This window comes from Pseudomonas sp. S1_E05 (assembly GCF_056337105.1).
Window position 1 is genome coordinate 4,049,173 of sequence record NZ_JBFRHM010000001.1, and the last position, 25,083, is coordinate 4,074,255.

A 25,083-nucleotide genomic window follows, 5' to 3' on the forward strand; every position below is an offset into this window, starting at 1 on the left:
CCCGAACTGTCGTTACAATGCAGGCTCCCCAAGGAGCCTGCATGTCCAACCTGACCGCCGACTGGCGCGACCGTCCCACCCATCGTAGGGTCTGGGCGCTCGCCGCCCCCATGATTCTCTCGAACATTTCCGTGCCCCTGGTGGCACTGGTCGACAGCACGGTCATCGGCCACCTGCCCCACGCCCACCAACTGGGTGCAGTCGCGGTCGGCGCCAGCCTGTACAGTTTTCTGGCCTGGGCCATGAGCTTCCTGCGCATGGGCTCCACCGGCTTTGCCGCCCAGGCCGCCGGCCGGGCAGATGGCGCGGCGCTGCGGCAGATTCTGTTGCAGGGCCTGTTGCTGGCCATGGGTCTGGCCCTGGCATTGGGTGCGCTGGGTGTACCATTGAGTGGTATCGCGCTGCATTACATGCAGCCGACAGCGGAACTGGACCAGATGACCCGGGAGTTTTTCCACACCCGCCTGTTCGGTCTGCCGGCGGCACTCGCCAGTTATGCACTGGTCGGCTGGTTTCTCGGCACCCAGAACGCCCGTGCGCCGCTGGCAATCCTGCTGAGCACCAACCTGGTCAACATTGCGCTGAATCTGTGGTTTGTCCTCGGACTGGATTGGGGCGTGGCCGGTTCCGCCCGGGCCTCGGTGATTGCCGAGTGGACCGGTGCGCTGATCGGCCTGCTGCTGACCCGCAAGGCCCTGCGTGCCTACCCGGGCCAGATCGCCTGGCCCGCCCTGGCGCTATGGCAGAGTTGGCGGCCGTTGCTGACGGTCAACCGTGACATCTTTATCCGCAGCCTGCTGCTGCAATCGGTGTTCATTCTGATCACCGTGCAAGGCACGCGACTGGGTGACTCTACCGTGGCCGCCAACGCCCTGCTGCTCAATGGCCTGCTGCTGACCGCACACGCGCTCGATGGCCTGGCCCATGCCGTGGAAGCGTTATGCGGACACGCCATCGGCGCCCGCGACCGCGATGCCTTGCGCCGTTCGCTGGTCGTCGCCTGCGGCTGGTCGTTGCTGGCAAGCGTGGGATTTGCCACGTTGTTTGTCGTCGCCGGGCACCTGTTCATCGAGATGCAGACCGATATCCAGAGTGTGCGAGACACCGCCTTCATCTACCTGCCCTATCTGGCCGCCCTGCCGTTGATCGCCGTCTGGAGCTACATCCTCGACGGCCTGTTCATCGGCGCCACCCGTGCCCGGGAAATGCGCAACGGCATGGTTCTGGCGGTGTTGCTGACCCTGCCTTTGGCCTGGGGACTTCGCGACCTGGGCAACCACGGCCTGTGGATATCGTTCCTGCTGTTCATGGTGCTGCGCAGCCTGACCCTGGGCGCTATTGCCTGGTCGTTGCGCCAGCAGGATCGCTGGTTTGCCGAGCGAACTCATTGAGCCTGATCGTTCTGCCAATACTGGCTCAAGCTGTCCAGGCGCTCCTGTTGCGTGCGCCCCGACAAGGGCAGCACCGGCGAAGCCTCGGGGTATTGCAGGCGCAGCCATAACCAGCCGTCGAGCACCGGCCGATCGCTGAAACCCAGGGTCAGGCCTTCCTGCAGATAGGCCCACAAGCGCGGGTAATCGGTCCCGGTGGATTGACTCCAGTGCCAGGCGTGTTGTTCCAGCAGGCAGGTCTGCAGCTTTTCGCGCTGAAGGGGGCTAAGGCTTTCTTCAACGGCCAGAGGGCGTACGGCAAGTGCAGGATTGAGCAGTCGCTGCCACCCCTGGCAGCCCACTGCGCGGTCGGCCCAGGTGCCGCCGAACCAGTGCAACTGGTTGATGGGACCCAACCAACGGCTCAGCTCACCGGCATCACAGGCATCGAAAAAATAGCTGGCTGTGTTTGGGTTGTAATAACTCAACAGGGCACGGTGCACGCCCAGGGTGACCGTGAGCATGCGACGCAGATGTTCCAGCAGCCGAGACGCTGGCGCCTCACTGGCAATCAGCAAGCCTCGACAAACTTGTGCCTGGCTGTAGCAGGCCTGTGCCAGGGCCGGGCACTCTCGAAGGTCGATCAACGCCGGCCCGTCTTCGCGCAGTGCATGCCAGTGCGTGTCTTCGAACAACCAGAACCACTGGGCCCGGGGAAACGGCTTTTGCAGCAATGCCCGTGTTCGCGGGACACTCGGGACATCCAGCAGCAGCCATTGCGCAGTCAAGCCGATCATGCCGCACCGCTCTGACCAGAGCGCAGCAATGCCCGACAGGTGCACAACGCCTCGGCGCAATGGCTGAAACTTCCACCACCCGGCAAAAGACATAGCAACACCAGAGGCTCGCCCGAGCGCAGCAAGTCCAGCATCCCCGCCCCGGCCTGGCCCTCGACCGGCACAGCGGACACCTGGAGTGCTTCAACCGTCTCCGGTGGCGGAAGAAAACCACAGATCATCGGCTGATCCGGATCGCCCTCAATGAAGCTCACCACCACCTCAGTACCCTCACTCAACGTCTGCGCACCTTGCAGTTCGCCGGCCAGCGGCAGCCAGCAATGACTGGGGCTCGCACCTTCGCCCTGATAGAGCCAGTCAAACTGGACGGCCACCGGCCGGGAAGGGTCGGGCCGCAGTTCATCGACATCGACCACCCAGGCCCGTTGCAGGCTGTGCATGCGCGGTTGGGCAGGCCCCTGAGATGCCATGACGGGCGCTTGCCAGGGAATGGCGCGGATCTTGTTGGTGTAGGGTTCATAAGGATCCTGACTGCCGTGATGTTCGACATGCGTGAGCAGCCAGGGCTGATTCCACTCAGCGACCGGATGGCCGACCAGCGGCATCGAGTGTCCGCTGCGCAAATCCGGCAGGTCGGTACGACCTTCGGCCCCCGACGCCCTGTGCTGGCCGGCCTGGAGCTGGAATTGCCGCACGCCTGGTTGCTCACCCCCGACCTGGAATGACGCCTGGGTGCAAGAGCGGAAATGCCCGAAGCCGTCGCCGAACACCAGGCAGTGGCCGTGCGGCTGATGTTCAAAGTGGTAATGCACCCCCTCCTGGGCACACAGGCGCTGTAGAAACTGCAAATCCGACTCTCGATATTGCGTGCAGAAATCCCGAGGCAGGTGATCACCCTGCAACTCAAAGCGGCGATCCTTGCCGACGATGCCATGCTCCCTGAGTACCCGGTCCAGGATGTCAGGCACCGACAGCCCATTGAAGATCCGTTGGCTGAAACGCTGGGCCAGACACGTGACCTTCGGCCCGAGGCGTATCTGACAAAGCCTGGCGCTCGGGCCATGGTCGCGCTGGACCAGTTCATGCAACTGGCCATGCAGCGCACTGCCCGGGGAACCGAAGTGCAGGACGGCCGTTCGGTAGAGCAAGCTGGCCAAGTCGAGCGTCGGATCTTCGATCAGCAGGTCAACGTCAAACGCAAAGGGTTCGCTGATCGCTTCTCTACCGATAAAGGCCAGGACTTCAAAAGGCGCAGGCAGACCGGCTACATCCAGACGAAATGACTGTTCGTTGACTGGATCGAACATCGGCGATTCTCTACAGGAAGGGAAGCCGGGAATTCTCGCCGAGAGACATGGCCGAGTAGAGAGCTGAAGTACAACTTAGGAAATGGCCTACGAGAAAAGAAGACCAGATAACTTTGAGAGCCGGAAGCGGGAACCACTTTGGCTAAAAACCAGGAAACGCCGCACCCAGGTCATCTGAAATTCCCGCATTGCGCAGTTAGTTTTCAGACAACCCGGTGGGGGCAGCGGCTGACGTCAGGAAGACAGATAAGACGAACGGGTCAGGCCCAGACGCAGGGCGTCGAGGAACTGGGTACGCTCGGCGGCCGAGATGCGAGCACTGGCGCATTTGTCGCGGTAGTGAGTCATCAACTCTTCCGGCGACAAGTGCACGTAACGCAGCATGTCTTCGATGGTGTCGTGGGTTTCGATACCCGCGTGATACACGCTGCCGTCGGCGTTCTGATAGATATTCACCGAATCGGTGTCACCGAACAGGTTGTGCATGTCACCAAGGATTTCCTGGTAGGCACCGACCAGGAAGATCCCCAGCAGGTAGTCTTCACCATCCTTCAGCGCATGCACCGGCAGGCTGGTTTCGATGCTCTGTTCGTCGACGTACTGCTTGATCTTGCCGTCCGAGTCACACGTCAGGTCCTGCAACACCGCGCGGCGCAACGGCTCTTCGTCCAGGCGATGCAGCGGCAGGATCGGCAGGACCTGCCCGATGGCCCAGGTATCCGGCAGGCTCTGGAAAACCGAGAAGTTGCAGATGTACTTGTCGGCGAGCTTGTCGTTGAGTTCGTCCAGCACCTGACGGTGGGAGCGCTGGCGCGCCTTCAGGGAGTTGTGCAAGCGACGGCACACAGCGAAGTAGCATTGCTCGGCCAGGGCCTTTTCCGCCAGCGTCATTTTGCCGTCCGCGTACTGGGAAGCCACATCGCTCATGTAGTGCGTGGCACGCCAGTAGGTTTCGGTGACCATTTCGATGTCAGTCGGGCCGAGCAGATCGACCAGCCACTGCACGGTTTCCGGCAGTGCTTCCTTGTTCTCGATCTGCGGCACGTCGTCGTTGTGTTTCTCGACGTCGGTGACCTGCACCACCAGCATGGCGTGGTGTGCGGTCAGGGAACGGCCGCTCTCGGAGAAAATGTTAGGGTGCGGCAGGCTCTGCGCATCGCAGAATTCCTTGAGCATGCCGACCACGACACCGGCGTAATCGTCCATGTCGTAGTTGATCGAGCTGGCGTTGCGCGAATGGGTGCCGTCGTAGTCAACGCCCAGACCGCCGCCCACGTCGATGTGATCCACCGGAAGGCCAAGGTTGCGCAGTTCTCCGTAGTAGCGAATCGCTTCCTTGAAGCCGTGCTGGTAGTCCGCCAGGTTGGCGATCTGCGAACCCATGTGGAAGTGCAGCAGGCGAATGCCCTGATCCAGGCCCGCCGCGCGGAAACGCTCGACCACCGACAGCAGTTGCGCCGCCGACAGGCCAAACTTGGATTTTTCGCCGCCGGTGTCGGCCCACTTCGACGAAGCCAGGGACGACAGGCGCACGCGCAGACCAACCTGTGGCTTGACCTTCAGCGAGGCAGCCTCTTCGATCACCAGCCCCACTTCGGACTCTTTCTCGATCACGATGAACACGTTGTGGCCAAGCTTCTGGCCCATCAGCGCGAGGCGAATGAACTCGCGGTCCTTGTAGCCGTTGCAGACGATGGTGCCACCTTTGGGCGCCAGGGCCAGTACGGCCAGCAGCTCTGGCTTGGAGCCGGCTTCCAGGCCGATCGACACGTTTTGCGTGGCGATGATGTTTTCGATCACTGCTTCCTGCTGGTTGACCTTGATCGGGTACAGCGCGGTGTACTTGCTCTGATATTCCAGGCGCGCGATGTTGGCGTCGAATGCGCCGGTCAGCTGACGTACGCGGTCTTGCAGGATATCGGGAAAACGCACCAGCAACGGCAAGGACAGGCCGCTCTGGCGCAGCTGATCGACTTGCTCGAACAGGTCGATAGGCGAACTTTGTGGGCCGTTCGGACGAACCTCGACGCGACCGGCATCATTGATCGCGAAATATCCGGCCCCCCAATGGCGAATCCCGTAAACACTGCGGCTATCCGCAACTGTCCATTGGCTGCCATCGTCTTTGCGTGTGCGTCGTACGGACATTGAAGTCCCCTATAAAGAAGTCATGGAGCGTCACCTGGATTCAGGCCGGCGCAGTCTAAAGAATGAAAATGACGGTTCGTCAACGAAGGGGTAGACCTCGTCGACCGCAACGAGTTTAGAAGCCAGTCAGGAACAGGCTCTGTGAAAAGCATGGTGGCGACACCGGGTCCGCAGGTTTCAGGACGGGGTCAAGCCACCGATGATCTTCACAGAGGCTGCTAGCCGCCGGACTTCTTCGCTTTGAAACCGAGCTTGATCAGTTCACCCAGCAGCAGCTCGACATGATCGCCCTGGATTTCAATGATGCCGTCTTTCAACGCCCCGCCGGTGCCACAACGTTTTTTCAACGTGGTCGCCAGTTCCTTGAGCGCATCTTCGGCCAACGGCACGCCGGTGATGGTCGTCACCGTCTTGCCACCACGGCCCTTGCTCTCGCGACGCACGCGCGCGATGCCGTCGCCGGCCGGGATAACGGTTTGTTTGCAGATGCAGGCGTCCACCGGTTTACTGCATTCCGGGCAATGACGACCTGCGTCGGTGGAAAATACCAAGCCACCAAGGGCGGCGAAGGATGCGGCTTTTTTGGCCACCGGCAATCCTCTATGGGAGGACAAAGACTGGTCGCAGCCTGGGGCAGGCTATCGACCGCGAAGCCCCACTCAGGCAGGGGCAGCGCTACTGCAACGTTTGACTCCCTGTAGGAGCGAGTTTACTCGCGATAATCGTCAACGATAACGCTGACAACCTGACACCCCACGGCGCCTGGTCCACCATCGCGAGCATGCTCGCTCCTACAGAGACAACACCGAACCTGTAGGAGCGAGTTTACTCGCGATGGTCGTCAACGATAACGCTGACAGCCTGACACCCCACGGCGCCTGGTCCACCATCGCGAGCATGCTCGCTCCTACAGAGACAACACCGAACCTGTAGGAGCGAGTTTACTCGCGATGGTCGTCAACGATAACGCTGACAGCCTGACACCCCACGGCGCCTGGTCCACCATCGCGAGCATGCTCGCTCCTACAGAGACAACACCGTACCTGTAGGAGCGAGTTTACTCGCGATGGTCGTCAACGATAACGCTGACAACCTGACACCCCACGCGAGCGTGCTCGCCCTTACAGGTACTGTGAAACGTTACAGTTTGAAAAGGTCGCGCAGTGTAACGGCAAAAACGCCGATTGCTAAGAGCCAATCGGCGCCAATTTATGCCTCCTTTGCGACGTCGCCACCGTGAGTGCGCAGATAGCGCCTCAAGGCGGCCAGGGAGTCCGGGCAATAGGGCTTTTGCTGAATTTCCTGCATGACCTGCTCAACCGGGATAAAACGCGCTTCCAGCACCTCCTCCGGTTGCAGGACCAGGGGCCCGTCCCACACGGCGGAAAATGCCGAACACCAGAGCCGGTTATCCGTGTCCTCGAAAAAGAAATGATCGTGGGCTGTCAGTTCCACGCCGCTCACCCCCAACTCTTCCTCCAGCTCCCGGGCAGCCGACTCGGCGTAGGTTTCAGTGGCGAGCACCATGCCTCCCGCCGCGACGTCCCAGTAACCTGGATAAATTGCCTTGCTCAGGGTACGCCGGTGTACGCACAGCTCACCGGCGGTATTGAACAGCATGATGTACGTGCCGCGCCCGATCAGCCCGCGCTCGCGCAGGTCGGAGCGCACCAGGGAGCCGATCAGGTTGTCCTGCTCATCGACCCAGGCAATCTGTTCGGCATCGGAAGCCGCGCGATGGGCGGCCTCCCTCACGTTATCGACCATGACTCAGCCCTGATTGAGCAGTTGACGCAAATCGATCACGGCGGCGTTGGCCCGGGAAATGTAATTGGCCATCACCAACGAGTGGTTGGCCAGCACACCGAAGCCGCTGCCGTTGAGGATCATCGGGCTCCACACCGGCTCTTGCGAGGCCTCGAGCTCACGAATGATCTGACGCACGCTGACCGTCGCGTTCTTTTTAGCCAGCACATCGGCGAAATCGACTTCGATGGCGCGCAGCAGATGGGACAGCGCCCAAGCCTGGCCGCGGGCTTCATAAAACACGTTGTCGATCTGCATCCACGGCGTCTCGACAATTTCCTCGTCAACCTGCGGGACTTCGCCCGGTGCGACGACTTCGGTCTTCAGCGCCGTGTTCAGCTTGACCCGACCGACGCTGGCCGACAGACGTTGCGACAGCGAACCCAGGCGGGTACCGACATCGCCAAGCCAGTTGTTCAGGTTGTCGGCGCGAGCGTAGAACAGCGCGTTTTTCTGCGTCGGGTCAGACAGGCGCGCCTGATAGCGGTTCAGGGAGTTGATGCCTTCCTGGTACTCGGACTCACTGGACGGCAGCACCCAGCTTTTGTTGTCAAAGTTGAAACGCGGTTCGGCTTTTGCCAGATCGGCGTCTTCGGCCGACTGCGATTGCGAGCGGGCGAAGTCTTTACGCAAGGCGCGCGTCAGGTCGCGGACCTGGACCAGCACGCCATATTCCCAACTCGGCGTGTTATCCATCCACAGGCCCGGCGGGAACCGGTCGTTGGAAATATAGCCACCTGGTTTGGTCAGCAGGGTATCGGCGACGGTCTTGAGGGTTTCCACGGTGGTATACCCGATGACCATCTGCTTGCCTTCTTTCTCGGCGGCGATCTGGGCATTCTGTTGAACCGGGAACAATGCTGGCTCCTGGCTCCAGTACCAACCCAGCGCAATGGTCACAAGCAGATAGAGACCGATCAGCGTGGCCAGCGCGCGACTGAACAGCAGTCCGCCAACGTAACTGCGGGTGGCCGATTTCGGTTCAGCAGGTCGTTCAGGCGCGCTGCCCGCGCGGTTCTTCCAGTCCAGCATGGCGATGTCCTTTCAATCACTTGGGTTCAACGGTTCGACCACAACCATACAACAACGTGCCTTTGCCCGGCACCTGTCGTCGAGTTATCCGGACGCAATATCGATCTGGCGCCGGGTAGCGCAGGCTGGTTTCGGTGCTGACGCTTGTCACGATGACCTCTAGGGGAATCCCTGACCCCTGCCAGCCTAGATCCCCGATAGGATCCAGACCACTGAAAAACACAATGGCCCGGCAACGAGGATCGCGCAGACCTTCGTAAACTCGTGGCCGAAAATCCTCGCAGCACCCGTTTTACGGGTCGCACCCAACAACGAACAGGCATTTGAGGACCGCCAAGTCAGAAAATGAATGCGGTCAGGTTGCAGATTATTGACGTACGACACTCATCCCGGCGAAAAGAGGTGCTAGCATAGAGCCACCAGTCGACCTCAGCATGCACCCTACCTAGTAGTCAGGATATGACCGAGCCAGAAGACCCAAGCCGCGATCGCCTCAAGCATCACTTTGCCCAGCGGGTAATTCATCAGGCACGTCAAATTCTTGAGATCTGGCAGCGCCTGCAACGCAGTGAGTGGTCCATCGCCGATCTGGCGGAATTGAGCGAGGCCAATCTGCGCCTGCTACGTTTCGCCGAGCGCTTCGAGCAACCGGAACATACCCAATTGGCACGCAACATCGGCTTGTCCCTGGAAGCGGTCGACGCCAATCGCGGACGTTTGAGCAGCGGGCTGATCACCGATCTCAATCGCCTGATGCAGCGCCTGTCACGCACCGGCCTGCGCCACGGCGATCAACTCGAACAGACCTTCCTGCCGCCCCTGCGCAAGCCGATCTACGTGATGCTGCAGGATCACGAGCGTGCCGAGCGCCTGGCCAAACAACTGGAATTTTTCGGGCTCAGCGCCCAGTCCCTCGACAGCGTGGCCTCGTTCCGATCGTCGATGGTCGAGCGCCTGCCTGCCGCCATTGTGATGGACGTGGACTTCTGCGGCCCTGGTATCGGCCTCAAACTGGCCGCCGAGGCACAGGTCGGCCTGGACGAACCATTACCGCTGCTGTTTTTCAGCCTGCACGAAACCGACACTCCCACCCGCCTGGCCGCCGTGCGCGCCGGTGGCCAGGAGTTCCTGACCGGCACTCTCGAAGCCTCGAGCCTGCTGGAGAAAATCGAAGTCCTGACCTGCGTCGCGCAGTACGAGCCCTATAAAGTGCTGGTCATCGACGACTCCCGCGCCCAGGCGCTGCACACCGAACGCCTGCTCAACAGCGCCGGAATCGTCACGCGCACCCTGATCGATCCGATCCAGGCCATGGCCGAACTGGCCGATTTCCAGCCCGACCTGATCATCCTCGACATGTATATGCCGACCTGCACCGGCACCGAACTGGCCAAGGTGATTCGCCACAATGACCGTTACGTCAGCGTGCCGATCATTTACCTGTCCGCCGAGGACGATCAGGACAAACAGCTCGACGCCATGAGCGAGGGCGGCGACGACTTCCTGACCAAGCCGATCAAGCCCCGGCACCTGATCACCACGGTGCGCAACCGCGCAGCCCGGGCCCGCAACCTGAAGGCGCGAATGGTGCGTGACAGCCTCACTGGCCTGTACAACCACACGCACATTCTGCAACTACTCGAAGACTGCAGCTTCCGTTCTCGCCGCGAGAACAAGCCACTGAGCTTTGCGATGCTGGACATCGACCACTTCAAACGAGTCAACGACAGCCACGGCCACCCCATGGGCGACCGAGTGATCAAGAGCCTGGCACTGTTTCTCAAGCAACGCCTGCGCAAGACCGACTTCATCGGTCGTTACGGTGGCGAAGAGTTCGCCATCGTGATGCCCGACACCGATATCGAAGCGGCTCACAACGTACTCGACGAGATCCGTCAGCGCTTTGCCGAGATTCATTACCCGGCCCAGCCCCAGGACCTGTGGTGCACGTTCAGCGCCGGAGTGGTTGAACTCTGCGAGGACTCTGACAGCCTGATGATGGCGAGTCAGGCTGACGAAGCCCTGTATCGCGCCAAGCATGCCGGACGCAATCGGGTGCATGCGGCGCGGACATCAAAGCAAAGTGCCACTTTTTCATCGGAATCGACCGAATCCGTCATAACCATGTAACACAATCGCAATAACTTCACGGACTTACCATTCTGCCGTTGGTAGTCCGCGATGCGCCTCAAATTGCTGACCAATTTCAATACCCTCCTTTTAGTCGCCGTGTGCGTCGCCCTCGGCGTCACCCTGTGGTGGTCGCAAAAAGCCCTGGAACGTCCTTATCTGTTGATGGAGCGCTACCTGGGTCTGTCCCAGCAGTTTCAGAATGAAGTCGCGCGCAACGTCGAGGACTACCTCGCCAGCGGTGACGCACTGCGCCTGAGCGGTGCCAGCCAGGCAATCGAAACACTGCAAAAGGAACTGGGCGCGTTGCCCCCGCCCTTGGCCGACTCCTTGCGCCCCAGCCTTAAGAACCTGGATGAATTCAGCAGAACCGATCTGCTGGCCGCTGGGAAACTCGCTGGCGACCCTCAGGCCCTGCTGCTGCAAGCCGAACGGGAACTCGGAGCCAGTCTCGATCAGCTCAGCCAGTACGCCAGCGGTCACGCGACGTATCTGACACCGTTGCTGGCCGCTTCCCAGCACCTGGGCAAACTGTCTCTGGCGCGGGACAAGCTGGTCAGCAGCGGTCGCAGCGAACTGGCGGCGGATGTTGAACGCGAAGTCACCAGCATCCGCACACAAGCGGAGCTGCTGAACGCCTTGCCGCTGCTCGGCGTTGCCAGTACCCACGAATCGGGTTCCGACGATTTCGCCGCGATGATGGGCCTGGAAAACACCGAAAAAACCGAGACCGAGGATGCCGGCGTCGGACTCAAGCGCGACCTTAATAGCCTGCTGACTCGCTACCCCGCCGAACTTGAGCGCACCCGCGAACAGATCCAGAAGCGCACCGACCTGAGCGCCGCAACGCACCAGAAAATCGCTGAGGTACAGCAGGCGATCGCAGGGCTGGAACCGGTGGTTCGCGCCCAGCACGGACAGATTCAGAGTGAAGTCCGACTGATGCAAGGCGTGATGATTGGCCTGATTCTGCTGATCGCGCTGCTGATCGACACGCTGCAACGGCGCCTGGCCCGGACCCTGACCAATCTCGCGCCCGCGCTGCTGACCTGGGCCGAGGGCGACTTCAGCCGGGACATCGAACTGGGCAAGACCAACTGCGAGCTGCATGATATCCAGGCCTCGCTCAACCGCCTGCGCGCCTACCTCGCCGACCTGGTAGGCACCATTCGCCTCAACGCCGAACAAGTCTCGGGTACCAGCCGGACGCTCGCTGAGTTGAGCAACGAACTGCACGACGGCGCCGAGCATCAGGCCGGCGATACCGCGTTGATTCGCGACTCGCTCGGTGAACTGGAGGCGACCATTCAACAGGTCGCTGGCGATGCCAGCCAGGCTGCCGACGCCAGCCGCCATGCCGGGCTGGCGGTGGAACACGGGCAGGAAGTCATTGGCCTGAGCCTGACCGGCCTGCATGCGCTGGTCGAGGAAGTACAAGGCAACGCACAAATGATCGAGCACCTGGCCGAGGAGTCGGCGACCATTGGTGGCGTACTGACGGTGATCCGTTCGATTGCCGACCAGACCAACCTGCTCGCCCTGAACGCCGCCATCGAAGCCGCCCGCGCCGGCGAAATGGGCCGAGGGTTTGCGGTTGTGGCTGAAGAAGTCCGTTCACTGGCGCAACGCACGGCGGGCGCCACGGCCGAGATCCAGACCCTGATCGCCGGCCTGCAAAGTGCGGCGCGCGAGTCGGTGGAAGGCATGCGCGCCCAGGTGGAACACGCCGAAGCCACTGCCAGCCAGGCCCAGGCAGCCGATGGTGCGCTGGACAAAATCGTCGGCGCGATCCAGACCATCGCCGACACTGCGATCCGCATCGCCGATGTCACCGCGCAGCAAAGTGGCGCGGTTAGCGAAATTCGCGATCACAGCGAGCGCATTCACCAATTGGGCGGGGACAACCTGCTGCGTATTGGTGAAGGGCGCGAGCAAGGGGAGCACTTGCTGGTGCTGGGTGGGCGGTTGGATACGGCGGTTCAGGCGTTTCGGGTCTGATCCAAATCATGTGTTGACTGACCGGCCGCCTTCGCGAGCAAGCCCGCGATGAGGCCGGTTTGGCCTCCCCTTCACTTGCATCCCAGCGCAATCCACAACTCTCCGCTATCCTCCCCCAACTCCAATACACAAACATCCTCAAACTGACCGGATTTCACCGCCCAGTCACATATCTCGCGCAATCATCGGCCATCGTGCTGCCTATTGCATAGAACTGGACAGTCATAAAGGCTTTGCGGCATAGTCGCCGGGTTCTGACACATGCATTCGGATAACAAGGAACAGCAGATGGCGACCCTACTGGTGCTGCACGGCCCCAACCTGAACCTGCTTGGCACCCGCGAACCGGGCACCTATGGCGCCACGACCCTGGCCCAGATCAACCAGGACCTGGAACAACGCGCCCGTGCCGCCGGCCATCATTTGCTGCACCTTCAAAGCAACGCCGAGTACGAATTGATCGACCGGATCCACGCGGCCCGCAGCGAAGGCGTGGACTTCATTCTGATCAACCCAGCAGCTTTTACACACACAAGTGTCGCATTACGTGACGCGCTGCTGGCGGTGAGCATCCCATTCATCGAAGTGCATTTGTCCAACGTGCACAAACGCGAACCTTTCCGCCATCACTCTTACTTCTCCGACGTAGCGGTGGGAGTGATCTGCGGCCTTGGCGCCAGCGGTTACCGACTGGCCCTGGAGGCCGCCCTGGAGCAGCTTGAACAACAGGCTATACGCCCCTGACCGACCCTTGGGAGTTGATGATTCATGGATATCCGTAAAGTTAAGAAACTGATCGAATTGCTGGAAGAGTCCGGCATCGACGAGCTCGAGATCAAGGAAGGCGAAGAGTCCGTACGCATCAGCCGTAACAGCAAGACTCCAGCCCAGCAGTACTACGCTCCAGCGCCGATGCCGGCTCCGGTTGCCGCGCCTGCCGCTGCTCCTGCTGCCGCTGCCGCCCCGGCTGCTGCTGCCGCACCGGTACTGAACGGCACCGTTGCCCGTTCGCCGATGGTCGGTACTTTCTATCGCAAATCTTCGCCGACCTCACCGTCCTTCGTTGAAGTCGGCCAGACCGTGAAGAAAGGCGACACCCTGTGCATCGTCGAAGCCATGAAGATGATGAACCACATCGAAGCCGAAGCCAGCGGTGTAATCGAGTCCATCCTCGTCGAAGACGGCCAGCCGGTTGAGTACGACCAACCGCTGTTCACCATCGTTTGAACCGCGGAGAAACTTTGATGACTGCGAAGTTGGAAAAAGTTCTGATCGCCAACCGCGGTGAGATCGCACTGCGGATTCTGCGCGCCTGCAAAGAGATGGGCATCAAGACCGTCGCCGTTTACTCCAAGGCCGACAAAGAGCTGATGCACCTGGGCCTGGCAGACGAATCCGTCTGCATCGGTCCGGCCTCGGCCGCCCACTCTTACCTGCACATTCCGGCAATCATCGCCGCCGCTGAAGTGACTGGCGCCACCGCCATCCACCCAGGCTACGGCTTCCTTGCGGAAAACGCTGATTTCGCCGAACAGGTCGAGAACTCTGGCTTCGCCTTCATTGGTCCGAAAGCCGAAACCATCCGCCTGATGGGCGACAAGGTTTCGGCCAAGCACGCCATGATCGCTGCTGGTGTTCCAACCGTTCCGGGTTCCGACGGCCCACTGCCTGAAGACGAAGAAACCGCTCTGCGCATCGGTCGCGAAGTCGGTTACCCGGTGATCATCAAAGCCGCTGGCGGTGGTGGTGGTCGCGGCATGCGTGTTGTGCACAAGGAAGAAGACCTGATTTCCTCGGCGAAACTGACCCGCTCCGAAGCGGGCGCAGCGTTCGGCAACCCGATGGTCTACCTGGAAAAATTCCTGACCAACCCGCGTCACGTGGAAGTTCAGGTCCTGTCCGATGGCCAGGGGAACGCGATTCACCTGGGTGACCGTGACTGCTCGCTGCAGCGCCGCCACCAGAAAGTTCTCGAAGAAGCGCCGGCACCGGGCATCGACGAGAAGGCTCGCCAGGAAGTCTTCGCCCGTTGCGTCAAGGCGTGCATCGACATCGGTTACCGTGGCGCTGGCACTTTCGAGTTCCTGTACGAAAACGGTCGTTTCTACTTCATCGAGATGAACACTCGTGTCCAGGTAGAGCACCCGGTTTCGGAAATGGTCACCGGCATCGACATCGTCAAGGAGATGCTCAGCATCGCCGCCGGCAACAAGCTGTCGTTCACCCAGGATGACGTGGTCATCCGCGGTCACGCGCTGGAATGCCGGATCAACGCCGAAGACCCGAAAACCTTCATGCCAAGCCCAGGCACGGTCAAGCATTTCCACGCTCCAGGCGGCAACGGCGTTCGCGTCGATTCGCACCTGTACAGCGGTTATGCCGTTCCGCCGAACTACGACTCGTTGATCGGCAAGCTGATCACCTACGGCGCAACACGTGACGAGGCCATGGCGCGCATGCGCAATGCCCTGGACGAAATCGTGGTCGACGGGATCAAGACCAACATCCCGCTGCACCGTGATCTGGTCCGTGATGAAGGCTTCTGCAAGGGTGGGATCAACATCCACTACCTGGAACACAAGCTGGCTGGCGAAAAGCACTAAGCTTTTAGTCAGTTCACATCAAAGCCGCCCTCGGGGCGGCTTTTTTGTTTTTGCCCATCTGGCCCCGCTCCTACAGAAACCACGCCACTCCCACAAACCCCGCGCGCTCGCGTAAACTTGCGCGCTTCTCGCAGGCCGCTAGGCTGCAATCAATATTTTTCAAAGGTGCCCGCCATGCCTTGGCTGCAAGTCCGTCTCGCCATCAGCCCAGAACAAGCCGAAACCTACGAAGACGCGTTCCTCGAAGTGGGCGCCGTGTCGGTGACCTTCATGGACGCCGAAGACCAGCCGATCTTCGAGCCGGAACTCAACACCACGCCACTGTGGTCGCACACGCATTTGCTGGCCCTGTTCGAAGGCGGCACCGAAGCCGCAGCCGTGCTGGCCCACCTCGAACTGCTCACAGGCAGCCCGCTACCCGAACATCACAGCGAAGCCATTGAAGACCAGGACTGGGAGCGCAGCTGGATGGACGGTTTCCAGCCAATGCGCTTCGGCCAGCGCCTGTGGATCGTGCCCAGCTGGCACGCCGCCCCGGAACCTGACGCTGTGAACCTGCTGCTCGATCCGGGCCTGGCCTTCGGCACCGGCACCCACCCGACCACCGCGCTGTGCCTGGAGTGGCTCGACGGCCAGGACCTGAAGGACTGCAACGTGCTGGACTTTGGTTGCGGTTCGGGGATCCTGGCCATTGCCGCCCTTCTGCTGGGCGCCAAGGAAGCGGTGGGGACCGACATCGACGTGCAGGCGCTGGAAGCATCGCGTGACAACGCCGGGCGCAACAACATCGATGACGCCCTGTTCCCGCTGTACCTGCCAGAAGATCTACCGCAGGTTCAGGCCGACGTGCTGGTCGCCAATATTCTCGCCGGCCCGCTGGTATCCCTGGCCCCGCAACTGTCGAGCCTGGTCAAGCCGGGTGGTCGCCTGGCGCTGTCGGGCATCCTCGCCGAACAAGGCGAAGAAGTCGCCGCCGCCTACACACAGGACTTCGACCTGGATCCGATCGCCAATCGTGATGGCTGGGTGCGCATCACCGGCCGTCGGCGCTAGAATGGACACCTGCATAATCCGGATCGTCGCATGACCGATAGCTTCGTCACCCAGTGCCCGCATTGCCAAACCAGCTTCCGTGTCAGCCATGCTCAATTGAGCGTGGCCCGCGGAGTGGTTCGCTGCGGATCGTGCCTGCAGGTCTTCAACGCCGCCAAGCAGTTGTTGGAGCAGGCCGGCAAGGAAGCGGTGACACCCGTGGCCCCGGCCGTGACCCAGGCGCCAGAACCGCGAGCTGTCAGCCAAAAGCAGTGGAGCGCCGCCGAACTGGATCTGGATACGCTGGACCTGGACGGCGAACTCGCCCGCCTTGAACAACGGGAAATCCAGCCGAGCACCGAATTCGGTCACCACCGCGAAGACAGCCTGAGTGCCCGCCGCGATAGCGTTGAACCAGACGAAGAACCCTGGTCCGACAGCCTGTTCAGCCAATCGCCCGCTGAACGCGACGAAACCGCCAACGAGGCCATGGTCACCCCGGAACCGGACATCGAGCCAGACCTCGAGGCCAGGCCTTCGCGCACCGAACCCTCGCTGTCCCTGGAACCCGAGGACCTGGACGAGGAGCGCGACGAAACGCCGCAACTTGTGCAACTGCGCCTGAACGACCCGCTCGACGCACCTCTGCACCACGAACGGCTGTCAGCAGCCGACGACCCGCTCGACGACAACCTGCCGTCCATCGAACCCCTGCGCAAACGCCGCGAACCGGTGATGCGTGCCGAGGTCCTGCAGGACCTGACTGACGACCCGTTGCAACTCGACTGGCAGAAACGCCGCTCACCCTGGGGCCGACGCCTTCTCTGGCTGCTGCTGATTCTGGTCGGCGCTGGCGCGCTCGTCGGCCAATACATCGCCTACCACTTCGATGAACTGGCCCGCCAGGATCAGTATCGCCCCTGGTTTCAGCAGCTCTGCCCGCAGATCGGCTGCACGGTGCCGTCCAAGGTCGACATCGCAAAAATCAAGAGCAGCAACCTGGTGGTGCGCAGCCATCCGGAATTCAATGGCGCTCTGGTGGTCGATGCGATCATCTACAACCGCGCCCCGTTCTCCCAGCCCTTCCCCCTCCTGGAGCTGCGATTTGCCGACCTTAACGGTCACCTGATCGCCAGTCGTCGCTTCAAGCCCGGCGAATACCTGAGCGGCGACCTCGAAGGGATGGCAGAAATGCCTCCACAGACGCCGATCCACATCGCCCTGGACATTCTCGATCCAGGTACAAAAGCCGTTAATTACAGCCTGAGCTTCCACTCGCCCGAGTGAAACGGTGCAGTGCTGCGGGTTTGACGGCACATTTCTGACAGATACCGCTGATACCAAACCGCTGGCGATAACGGAATAACTGTTCAGATTTTGTTCAATTCAGCCTTTATCCGGTCATCGAGAGCGGGTATCATGCCAACCCTTTTTCGAACTCTCATGATCCGGCCCCACAACAGGGAAGTCCTATGTCGGCGGTACGCATCGGTCCATACACATTGCACAACGGCTTGATCCTCGCCCCGATGGCGGGTGTCACAGACCAGCCCTTTCGTCAGCTGTGCAAGCGACTGGGCGCAGGACTAGTAGTCTCGGAAATGGTCACCAGCGACATGAGTTTGTGGAACACCCGCAAGTCGCGCATGCGCATGATCCACGAAGGTGATCCCGAGCCACGCTCGGTACAGATCGCCGGTGGTGATGCACAGATGCTGGCGCAAGCGGCCCGGGCCAACGTGGAGATGGGCGCGCAGATTATTGATATCAACATGGGCTGTCCGGCGAAAAAGGTCTGCAACAAGGCCGCCGGTTCCGCCCTGTTGAAGGATGAGGCATTGGTGACCGAGATCCTGCAGGCCGTGGTGGCCGCAGTCGATGTGCCGGTCACCCTGAAGATCCGCACCGGCTGGGACCGGGACAACAAGAATGGTGTGACGGTGGCGAAGATCGCCGAGCAGGCAGGCATCACGGCGTTGGCGGTCCATGGCCGCACCCGTGCCGACCTGTACACCGGCTTTGCCGAATACGACACCATCGCCGCGATCAAGCAGGCGGTGTCGATGCCGGTTTTTGCCAATGGCGATATCGATTCTCCAGAGAAGGCCCGCTACGTGCTGGACGCGACGGGTGCCGATGGATTGCTGGTTGGACGGGCTGCCCAGGGGCGGCCATGGATTTTTCGCGAGATCGACCATTTCCTGCGTACCGGTGAAAAACTTCCGGCGCCGGAGCTGATCGAGGTGGAACGCATTCTGCTAGAGCATCTGGCTGCCCTGCACGCCTTCTATGGAGACGTGATGGGGGTACGGATCGCTCGAAAGCATGTGGGCTGGTATCTCGCAACCCTGCCGGGCGCCAGGGAGTTTCGCGCCCACTTCAATCGTTTGCAGGATACGGAAGCACAATGCGCCAACGTTCAGGCCTTCTTCGCCGAACGTTATAAGAGCCTGACAGGGGACGGAGAAGGGGTGGCCGCATGACGATGATGACTGAGACTTTAGTGAGTGGAACAACGCCCGTGAGCGACAACGTGAATTTGAAACAGCACCTCAATACGCCCAGCGAAGAAGGTCAGACCCTTCGCGGCAATGTCGAGAAGGCGCTGCACAATTATTTCGCCCACCTTGAGGGCGCTGCCGTCACTGGATGTGTACAACCTGGTGCTATCCGAAGTCGAGGCCCCCCTGCTCGAATGCGTGATGAACTACGTCAAGGGCAACCAGACCAAGGCCAGTGAGCTGCTCGGACTCAACCGCGGCACCCTGCGCAAGAAACTCAAGCAGTACGACTTGTTGTAAGCATTCAATCAAACCAGAAAGGCGCCCGCGTAAAACCGGTCGCCTTTTTTGCTGACACTTTTGATGGAAATTGAGATGACCGACCAGACTACCCGCCTGCCGATCCGCCGCGCCTTGATCAGCGTTTCTGACAAGACCGGGATCCTCGAGTTCGCCAAGGAGCTTGAAGCCCTCGGCGTCGAGATCCTCTCCACCGGCGGAACGTTCAAGCTGCTGCGTGACAACGGCGTTGCCGCAGTGGAAGTCGCGGATTACACCGGTTTCGCAGAGATGATGGACGGTCGGGTCAAAACCCTGCACCCGAAAATCCACGGTGGGATCCTCGGTCGTCGCGGTACTGACGACGCCATCATGAACGAGCACGGCATCAAGCCAATCGACCTGGTAGCGGTCAACCTGTACCCGTTCGAAGCCACCATCAACAAGCCAGGCTGCGACCTGCCGACCGCGATCGAGAACATCGACATCGGCGGTCCGACCATGGTCCGTTCCGCCGCCAAGAACCACAAAGACGTGGCCATTGTGGTCAATGCCGGCGACTACGCCAACGTCCTGGAAAACCTCAAGGCCGGCGGCCTGACGTATGCTCAACGTTTCGACCTGATGCTCAAGGCGTTCGAACACACCGCCGCCTATGACGGCATGATCGCCAACTACATGGGCACCGTGAACCAGGCCGCTGACACCCTCTCGACCTCCGGTCGCAGCGAATTCCCGCGCACCTTCAACAGCCAGTTCATCAAGGCCCAGGAAATGCGCTACGGCGAGAACCCGCACCAGAGCGCGGCGTTCTACGTGGAAGCCAAGCCTGCTGAAGTCGGCATCGCCACCGCTACCCAGCTGCAGGGCAAGGAGCTGTCGTACAACAACGTGGCCGACACCGATGCCGCGCTGGAATGCGTGAAAAGCTTCGTCAAGCCGGCCTGCGTCATCGTCAAGCACGCCAACCCGTGCGGCGTGGCGGTCAGCCCGGATGCCGAAGGCGGTATTCGCAAGGCTTACGACCTGGCCTACGCTACCGACACCGAATCGGCCTTCGGCGGCATCATCGCCTTCAACCGCGAACTGGATGCTGAAACCGCCAAGGCCATCGTCGAGCGTCAATTCGTCGAAGTGATCATCGCACCAAGCGTCAGCGAAGAAGCGCGCGCCATTGTGGCCGCCAAAGCCAACGTGCGCCTGCTGGCCTGTGGCGAATGGTCGGCCGACCGCGCCGCTGCCTGGGACTACAAACGCGTCAACGGTGGCTTGCTGGTGCAGAGCCGTGATATCGGCATGATCGGCGCCGATGACCTGAAAGTCGTCACCCGGCGTGCACCGACCGAACAGGAAATCAACGACCTGATCTTCGCCTGGAAAGTGGCCAAATACGTCAAGTCCAACGCCATCGTCTATGCCAAGAACCGTCAGACCATCGGTGTCGGCGCCGGCCAGATGAGCCGCGTGAACTCGGCCCGTATCGCGGCCATCAAGGCCGAACACGCCGGCTTGCAGGTCGCCGGCTCGGTCATGGCGTCGGATGCGTTCTTCCCGTTCCGTGATGGCCTGGACAATGCGGCCAAGGCCGGTATTACTGCGGTGATCCAGCCGGGTGGTTCGATGCGTGATGCGGAAGTGATTGCTGCGGCGGACGAAGCGAATATCGCGATGGTGTTCACCGGCATGCGCCATTTCAGGCACTGAGTGCAGCTTCAAGCCCCAAGCTGCAAGCTACAAGTGAAGAGCAGACCTGATTCAGCCCTGCTTGTAGGTGCAGCCCGAACAATTTAAAGCCAAAGCTGCAATTGAAGGTCGCGGGTATCCGCTCTTACTTGCAGCTTGTAGCTTGTAGCTTCTCCAAAGGAGTCTTCTTTTGAACATTTTGATCATTGGCAGCGGTGGCCGTGAACACGCCCTGGCCTGGAAAGTGGCTCAGGATCCGCGCGTGCAGAAGGTTTTCGTGGCCCCGGGCAATGCCGGTACCGCCATTGAAGCCAAGTGTGAGAACGTCGCCATCGACGTCCTGGCCCTGGAGCAACTGGCCGATTTCGCCGAGAAGAATGTTTCCCTGACCATCGTCGGCCCCGAAGTGCCGCTGGTGGCCGGCGTCGTTGACCTGTTCCGTTCCCGTGGCCTGGACTGCTTCGGTCCGACCGCCGGTGCAGCGCAGTTGGAAGGCTCGAAGGCGTTCACCAAGGATTTCCTGGCGCGCCACAAGATCCCGACCGCCGACTACCAGAACTTCACCGAAATCGAGCCGGCCCTGGCTTACCTGCGCGAAAAAGGCGCACCGATCGTGATCAAGGCCGACGGCCTGGCCGCCGGTAAAGGCGTGATCGTGGCCATGACCCTGTCCGAGGCCGAAGACGCCGTTCGCGACATGCTTGCGGGCAATGCCTTCGGCGACGCCGGTTCGCGCGTGGTCATCGAAGAGTTCCTGGATGGCGAGGAAGCCAGCTTCATCGTCATGGTCGACGGCAAAAATGTGCTGCCAATGGCGACCAGCCAGGACCACAAACGCGTCGGTGACGGCGATACCGGTCCGAACACCGGCGGCATGGGCGCCTACTCGCCAGCGCCAGTGGTCACCAGCCAAGTGCACCAGCGCGTCATGGACCAGGTGATCTGGCCGACCGTGCGCGGCATGGCCGATGAAGGCAATGTCTACACCGGTTTCCTGTACGCAGGCTTGATGATCGACAAGGCTGGTAACCCAAAAGTTATCGAATTCAACTGCCGTTTCGGCGACCCTGAGACCCAACCCGTCATGCTGCGCCTGCAGTCGAGCCTGGTGTTGCTGGTCGAAGCTGCATTGGCACAAGCCCTGGACAAGGTCGAAGCTCAATGGGATCCGCGTCCAAGCGTCGGCATCGTGTTGGCGGCAGGCGGCTATCCTGGCGACTACGCTAAAGGCGCGGCCATCAACGGTCTGGATGCTGCGGCCGGCCTGGAAGGCAAAGTTTTCCACGCCGGTACTGCGCTCAAGGACGGTCAAGTAGTGACCGCCGGTGGTCGGGTGCTCTGCGCGACTGCCATGGGCGCCAGCGTCGATGCCGCCCAGCAGCAGGCTTACAAACTGGCAGCGAAGATTGATTGGGAAGGCTGTTTCTATCGCAAGGACATTGGCTACCGTGCCATTGCCCGCGAGCGTGGCGAAAATCAGGAATAAGCGTTTCATTCGGTCGGGCAAGGGTTTCAGGCCCTTGCCGGACTATTCCGGCGCCGCGCATAGTTATATTCTGGCATCAACCTACGAAGGGATTTCGCCGTGCGCTGGCTCAGGATTGCCATAGGTTTCACTGTCACGCTGATGACACTGCTCTTCATGCTGTCGGCCCAGGCCGCGCAAGGCAGTGGCTGGGCAGTATTGCTCGACGAACAGGGCGACCTGCAACTGAGCGACATCCGCTCCGCTCGCTATATCAATCAATTCAGCCCTACCGAACTCGATCGCCTCAGCGCAGCCGAACCCGGCGGTGCGCTCTGGCTACGCTTCAGGCTGGCACCCGGCAAACACGAACAGTTGCTGCGGATATTTGCCCCCGACCTGTCGCACCTCAATCTCTACGTGCTCGACGGCGACAAGCTGATCGACCAGTTGAACACCGGCAGCGAACAGCCCCAGACCGAACGTCGGCTGCCCAACAGCGACTTCATGTTGCCGTTGCCGCAAAGCGACAAGCCTCTCGATGTCTACCTGCGCCTGGTGTCCGAACACCAGATGCGACCTTATATCACCCTGCAATCGGCGATACTGACCGCGGCCAATCACAACCAGACGCTGATCTACGGCCTGCTGTTCGGTTGCATTGGCATGCTGATCCTGCACAACCTGATCCGCTACGGTTACAGCCGCTCGCGCAGCAGCCTGTGGCTGGCGGGCTGCGAAGCGCTGCTGATGCTAAGCCTGGGCTTGCTGCTTAACCTTGCCGCTCCCTGGCTACCAGACTGGCACGGCCTGCAGACACCGGGCGCCTACGTTGCCTTGATACTGACGGCTCCCTGCGGATTGATGTTTGCGTACCGCTTCTTTTCACCGCTCGGCCCCCATCCGCTGAACAAGCTGCTGCAGGGTGAAATTCTATTCATCGGCATCTGTGCCCTGCTGCTGTTGTTCGTCAACACACTGCCGCTGAACATCATTACCTACGCCCTCGTTGCTCTCGCCGGCTTGACGATGCTGTTCGTCAGCGCCTGGCACTGGCAAAAAGGCTATCGTCCGGCGCGGCTGTTCGTGGCCGGCATGGTGGTCTTCAACCTCGGCATCCTGATCATCCTCCCGGCCCTGATGGGGCTGACGCTCATCGAGCCGCAGGGTCTGATCACCGCGCTGCTGGCGTTCATCTGCCTTAGCGGGCTGCTGATGAGCATCGCCCTGAGCGAGCGTCAGCGCAGCATCACCGAAGACCGCTTCAGCGTCAGCCGCGACCTCGCCGCCAGCAATGCCGAGATCAACGCCAAGGCCGAATTCCTGGCGAAGATCAGCCACGAGATCCGCACCCCGATGAATGGCGTGCTGGGCATGACCGAGTTGCTGCTGGGCACACCGCTGTCGGTCAAGCAACGCGACTATGTGCAAACCATCCACAGTGCCGGCAACGAACTGCTGACACTGATCAACGAAATCCTCGACATCTCCAAGCTCGAATCCGGGCAGATCGAGCTCGATGATGTGCAATTCGACCTCAATGCACTGATCGAGGACTGCCTGAGCATCTTCCGCGCCAAGGCCGAACAACAAAACGTGGAGCTGATCAGCTTCATCCAGCCGCAAGTGCCACGGGTCATCAGCGGCGATCCGACGCGCCTGCGCCAGACGCTGCTGAGCCTCGTGGAAAACGCCCTGAAGAAAACCGATGAAGGCGAGATCCTGATCGTCGTCGCCCTCGACGAACGCAGCGCTCGCCCTCGCCTGCGCATTGCCGTGCAGGACAGCGGCGAACCGATGGACGCCGAAGAACGCGACGCGCTGATGCACACCGAACTGCACAGCAAGAACTTCCTGTCCACCACGCGCCTGGGCGGCAACCTCGGGCTGGTGATCGCCCGTCAGTTGATACGTCTGATGCAGGGCGAGTTCGGCATCAAGAGTGGCGCCAACCAGGGCAGTACGCTGTGGCTGACCCTCCCTCTGGACCCCGACCGCCTCGAACATCCGACCTCCGACCTCGATGGTCCGCTGCAGGGTGCTCGAGTGCTGGTGGTGGATGACAACGACACTTGCCGCAAGGTGCTGGTGCAGCAGTGCAGCGCCTGGGGCCTGAACGTCAGCGCCGTGCCTTCGGGCAAGGAAGCCTTGGCACTGCTGCGCACCAAGGCCCACCTGCGTGACTACTTCGACGTGGTCCTGCTGGACCAGAACATGCCCGGCATGACAGGCATGCAACTGGCTGCCAAGATCAAGGAAGACCCGAGCCTGAACCACGATATCCTGCTGGTCATGCTTACCGGCATCAGCAACGCCCCGAGCAAGATCATCGCGCGCAACTCCGGGATCAAGCGCATCCTCGCCAAACCCGTGGCCGGCTACACCCTCAAAACCACCCTGGCCGATGAGCTGAACCAGCGCAACAAGGGCCAGGCCGTTTCGCCGCAGATGCCCAGCGGCCCGCCGTTGCCAGTCAAGGTACCCAGCGACTTCCGCATTCTGGTGGCCGAAGACAACAGCATTTCGACCAAGGTCATTCGCGGCATGCTCGGCAAGCTCAACCTGCAACCGGACACCGCCAGCAATGGCGAGGAAGCCTTGCAGGCGATGAAGGCGCAGCGCTACGACCTGGTCTTGATGGATTGCGAAATGCCGATTCTCGATGGCTTCTCCGCCACCCAGCAATTGCGCGCCTGGGAAGTCAGCAACCAGCGGGTTCGCACCCCGGTCGTGGCGTTGACCGCGCATATCCTCGCCGAACACAAGGAGCGTGCACGCCAGGCCGGCATGGATGGGCACATGGCCAAACCGGTCGAGCTGTCACAGCTGCGCGAACTGATCGAACACTGGGTAGCCCAGCGCGACCAGCAAAATCGAGCAGCCACCCAAACGTCCTGAGCCGACAGACTGCGCGACGCCTGATAGACTCCCC

Annotated in this window: 18 protein-coding genes and 1 pseudogene; 13 read left to right on the forward strand and 6 right to left on the reverse strand. The window is 61.1% G+C overall.

Annotation, left to right across the window (positions count from 1 at the left end; genetic code table 11):
- The first annotated feature begins 41 nt into the window (after positions 1-41).
- Entirely contained in the window at positions 42-1,391 is a 1,350-nt protein-coding gene (locus AB4N33_RS18755) for an MATE family efflux transporter (RefSeq protein ID WP_476457978.1), read from the forward strand.
- On the opposite strand, the gene AB4N33_RS18760 is transcribed toward AB4N33_RS18755, so the two are convergent.
- The 6 genes from AB4N33_RS18760 to AB4N33_RS18785 all read right to left on the reverse strand — a co-directional run bounded on the left by AB4N33_RS18760 (position 1,385) and on the right by AB4N33_RS18785 (position 8,460).
- On the reverse strand, positions 1,385-2,167 hold the full coding sequence (locus AB4N33_RS18760) for a DUF4123 domain-containing protein (RefSeq protein WP_476457979.1): 783 nt from the start codon (positions 2,165-2,167) through the stop codon (positions 1,385-1,387). The two genes, AB4N33_RS18755 and AB4N33_RS18760, sit on opposite strands and share 7 nt — an antisense overlap.
- Positions 2,164-3,474 carry a type VI secretion system Vgr family protein gene (locus AB4N33_RS18765; RefSeq protein ID WP_476457980.1) on the reverse strand — a complete coding sequence of 437 codons (1,311 nt, stop codon included), beginning with the start codon at positions 3,472-3,474 and terminating at the stop codon, positions 2,164-2,166. Before AB4N33_RS18765 ends, AB4N33_RS18760 begins: the two co-directional genes overlap by 4 nt.
- A 234-nt stretch (positions 3,475-3,708) precedes the next feature.
- On the reverse strand, positions 3,709-5,622 hold the full coding sequence (gene speA / locus AB4N33_RS18770; RefSeq protein WP_460118433.1) for an arginine decarboxylase: 1,914 nt from the start codon (positions 5,620-5,622) through the stop codon (positions 3,709-3,711).
- 218 nt (positions 5,623-5,840) lie between these two features.
- Positions 5,841-6,212, reverse strand: a complete 372-nt coding sequence (locus AB4N33_RS18775; RefSeq protein WP_046032986.1) for a translation initiation factor Sui1 — start codon at positions 6,210-6,212, stop codon at positions 5,841-5,843.
- A gap of 619 nt (positions 6,213-6,831) precedes the next feature.
- Positions 6,832-7,389 carry an NUDIX hydrolase gene (locus AB4N33_RS18780; protein ID WP_460140367.1) on the reverse strand — a complete coding sequence of 186 codons (558 nt, stop codon included), beginning with the start codon at positions 7,387-7,389 and terminating at the stop codon, positions 6,832-6,834.
- Positions 7,390-7,392: 3 nt separating this feature from the next.
- A complete protein-coding gene (locus AB4N33_RS18785) occupies positions 7,393-8,460 on the reverse strand; it encodes a DUF2333 family protein (RefSeq protein ID WP_460118437.1) in 1,068 nt (355 codons plus the stop codon).
- 459 nt (positions 8,461-8,919) lie between these two features.
- On the opposite strand from AB4N33_RS18785, the gene gcbA reads away from it, so the two are divergent.
- The 12 genes and pseudogenes from gcbA to AB4N33_RS18845 all read left to right on the forward strand — a co-directional run bounded on the left by gcbA (position 8,920) and on the right by AB4N33_RS18845 (position 25,049).
- Positions 8,920-10,590 (forward strand): diguanylate cyclase GcbA, encoded by a 1,671-nt coding sequence (gene gcbA / locus AB4N33_RS18790; protein WP_460140368.1) that lies wholly within the window; start codon positions 8,920-8,922, stop codon positions 10,588-10,590.
- 954 nt (positions 10,591-11,544) lie between these two features.
- Positions 11,545-12,588, forward strand: a complete 1,044-nt coding sequence (locus AB4N33_RS18795; protein WP_476458836.1) for a methyl-accepting chemotaxis protein — start codon at positions 11,545-11,547, stop codon at positions 12,586-12,588.
- 288 nt (positions 12,589-12,876) lie between these two features.
- A complete protein-coding gene (gene aroQ, locus AB4N33_RS18800) occupies positions 12,877-13,332 on the forward strand; it encodes a type II 3-dehydroquinate dehydratase (RefSeq protein WP_371052193.1) in 456 nt (151 codons plus the stop codon).
- Positions 13,333-13,356: 24 nt separating this feature from the next.
- Positions 13,357-13,815, forward strand: coding sequence for an acetyl-CoA carboxylase biotin carboxyl carrier protein (accB, locus tag AB4N33_RS18805; RefSeq protein ID WP_460118442.1), 459 nt, complete (start codon positions 13,357-13,359; stop codon positions 13,813-13,815).
- Positions 13,816-13,832: 17 nt separating this feature from the next.
- A complete protein-coding gene (gene accC / locus AB4N33_RS18810; protein ID WP_460118444.1) occupies positions 13,833-15,191 on the forward strand; it encodes an acetyl-CoA carboxylase biotin carboxylase subunit in 1,359 nt (452 codons plus the stop codon).
- Between the two features lie 174 nt (positions 15,192-15,365).
- Entirely contained in the window at positions 15,366-16,244 is an 879-nt protein-coding gene (gene prmA / locus AB4N33_RS18815) for a 50S ribosomal protein L11 methyltransferase (protein WP_476457981.1), read from the forward strand.
- A gap of 30 nt (positions 16,245-16,274) precedes the next feature.
- Positions 16,275-17,510 (forward strand): DUF3426 domain-containing protein, encoded by a 1,236-nt coding sequence (locus tag AB4N33_RS18820; RefSeq protein WP_476457982.1) that lies wholly within the window; start codon positions 16,275-16,277, stop codon positions 17,508-17,510.
- Positions 17,511-17,695: 185 nt separating this feature from the next.
- Positions 17,696-18,706 (forward strand): tRNA dihydrouridine synthase DusB, encoded by a 1,011-nt coding sequence (gene dusB, locus AB4N33_RS18825; RefSeq protein ID WP_476457983.1) that lies wholly within the window; start codon positions 17,696-17,698, stop codon positions 18,704-18,706.
- Positions 18,703-19,024 (forward strand): annotated as a pseudogene (gene fis / locus AB4N33_RS18830) (DNA-binding transcriptional regulator Fis). Before dusB ends, fis begins: the two are co-directional and overlap by 4 nt.
- A 75-nt stretch (positions 19,025-19,099) precedes the next feature.
- On the forward strand, positions 19,100-20,707 hold the full coding sequence (gene purH / locus AB4N33_RS18835) for a bifunctional phosphoribosylaminoimidazolecarboxamide formyltransferase/IMP cyclohydrolase (protein WP_460118452.1): 1,608 nt from the start codon (positions 19,100-19,102) through the stop codon (positions 20,705-20,707).
- 169 nt (positions 20,708-20,876) lie between these two features.
- Positions 20,877-22,172, forward strand: coding sequence for a phosphoribosylamine--glycine ligase (gene purD / locus AB4N33_RS18840; RefSeq protein WP_476457984.1), 1,296 nt, complete (start codon positions 20,877-20,879; stop codon positions 22,170-22,172).
- Positions 22,173-22,271: 99 nt separating this feature from the next.
- Positions 22,272-25,049 carry a hybrid sensor histidine kinase/response regulator gene (locus AB4N33_RS18845; RefSeq protein WP_476457985.1) on the forward strand — a complete coding sequence of 926 codons (2,778 nt, stop codon included), beginning with the start codon at positions 22,272-22,274 and terminating at the stop codon, positions 25,047-25,049.
- Positions 25,050-25,083 lie beyond the last annotated feature (34 nt).

Bases quoted from the DNA above. Each gene is read 5' to 3' on its own strand.
- AB4N33_RS18820 (WP_476457982.1), top strand. From the start codon at position 16,275: ATGACCGATAGCTTCGTCACCCAGTGCCCGCATTGCCAAACCAGCTTC.
- speA (WP_460118433.1), bottom strand. From the start codon at position 5,622: ATGTCCGTACGACGCACACGCAAAGACGATGGCAGCCAATGGACAGTT.
- accC (WP_460118444.1), top strand. From the start codon at position 13,833: ATGACTGCGAAGTTGGAAAAAGTTCTGATCGCCAACCGCGGTGAGATC.
- AB4N33_RS18765 (WP_476457980.1), bottom strand. From the start codon at position 3,474: ATGTTCGATCCAGTCAACGAACAGTCATTTCGTCTGGATGTAGCCGGT.
- AB4N33_RS18780 (WP_460140367.1), bottom strand. From the start codon at position 7,389: ATGGTCGATAACGTGAGGGAGGCCGCCCATCGCGCGGCTTCCGATGCC.
- AB4N33_RS18785 (WP_460118437.1), bottom strand. From the start codon at position 8,460: ATGCTGGACTGGAAGAACCGCGCGGGCAGCGCGCCTGAACGACCTGCT.
- AB4N33_RS18755 (WP_476457978.1), top strand. From the start codon at position 42: ATGTCCAACCTGACCGCCGACTGGCGCGACCGTCCCACCCATCGTAGG.
- AB4N33_RS18795 (WP_476458836.1), top strand. From the start codon at position 11,545: ATGATTGGCCTGATTCTGCTGATCGCGCTGCTGATCGACACGCTGCAA.
- gcbA (WP_460140368.1), top strand. From the start codon at position 8,920: ATGACCGAGCCAGAAGACCCAAGCCGCGATCGCCTCAAGCATCACTTT.
- dusB (WP_476457983.1), top strand. From the start codon at position 17,696: ATGTCGGCGGTACGCATCGGTCCATACACATTGCACAACGGCTTGATC.
- purH (WP_460118452.1), top strand. From the start codon at position 19,100: ATGACCGACCAGACTACCCGCCTGCCGATCCGCCGCGCCTTGATCAGC.
- prmA (WP_476457981.1), top strand. From the start codon at position 15,366: ATGCCTTGGCTGCAAGTCCGTCTCGCCATCAGCCCAGAACAAGCCGAA.
- AB4N33_RS18760 (WP_476457979.1), bottom strand. From the start codon at position 2,167: ATGATCGGCTTGACTGCGCAATGGCTGCTGCTGGATGTCCCGAGTGTC.
- aroQ (WP_371052193.1), top strand. From the start codon at position 12,877: ATGGCGACCCTACTGGTGCTGCACGGCCCCAACCTGAACCTGCTTGGC.
- accB (WP_460118442.1), top strand. From the start codon at position 13,357: ATGGATATCCGTAAAGTTAAGAAACTGATCGAATTGCTGGAAGAGTCC.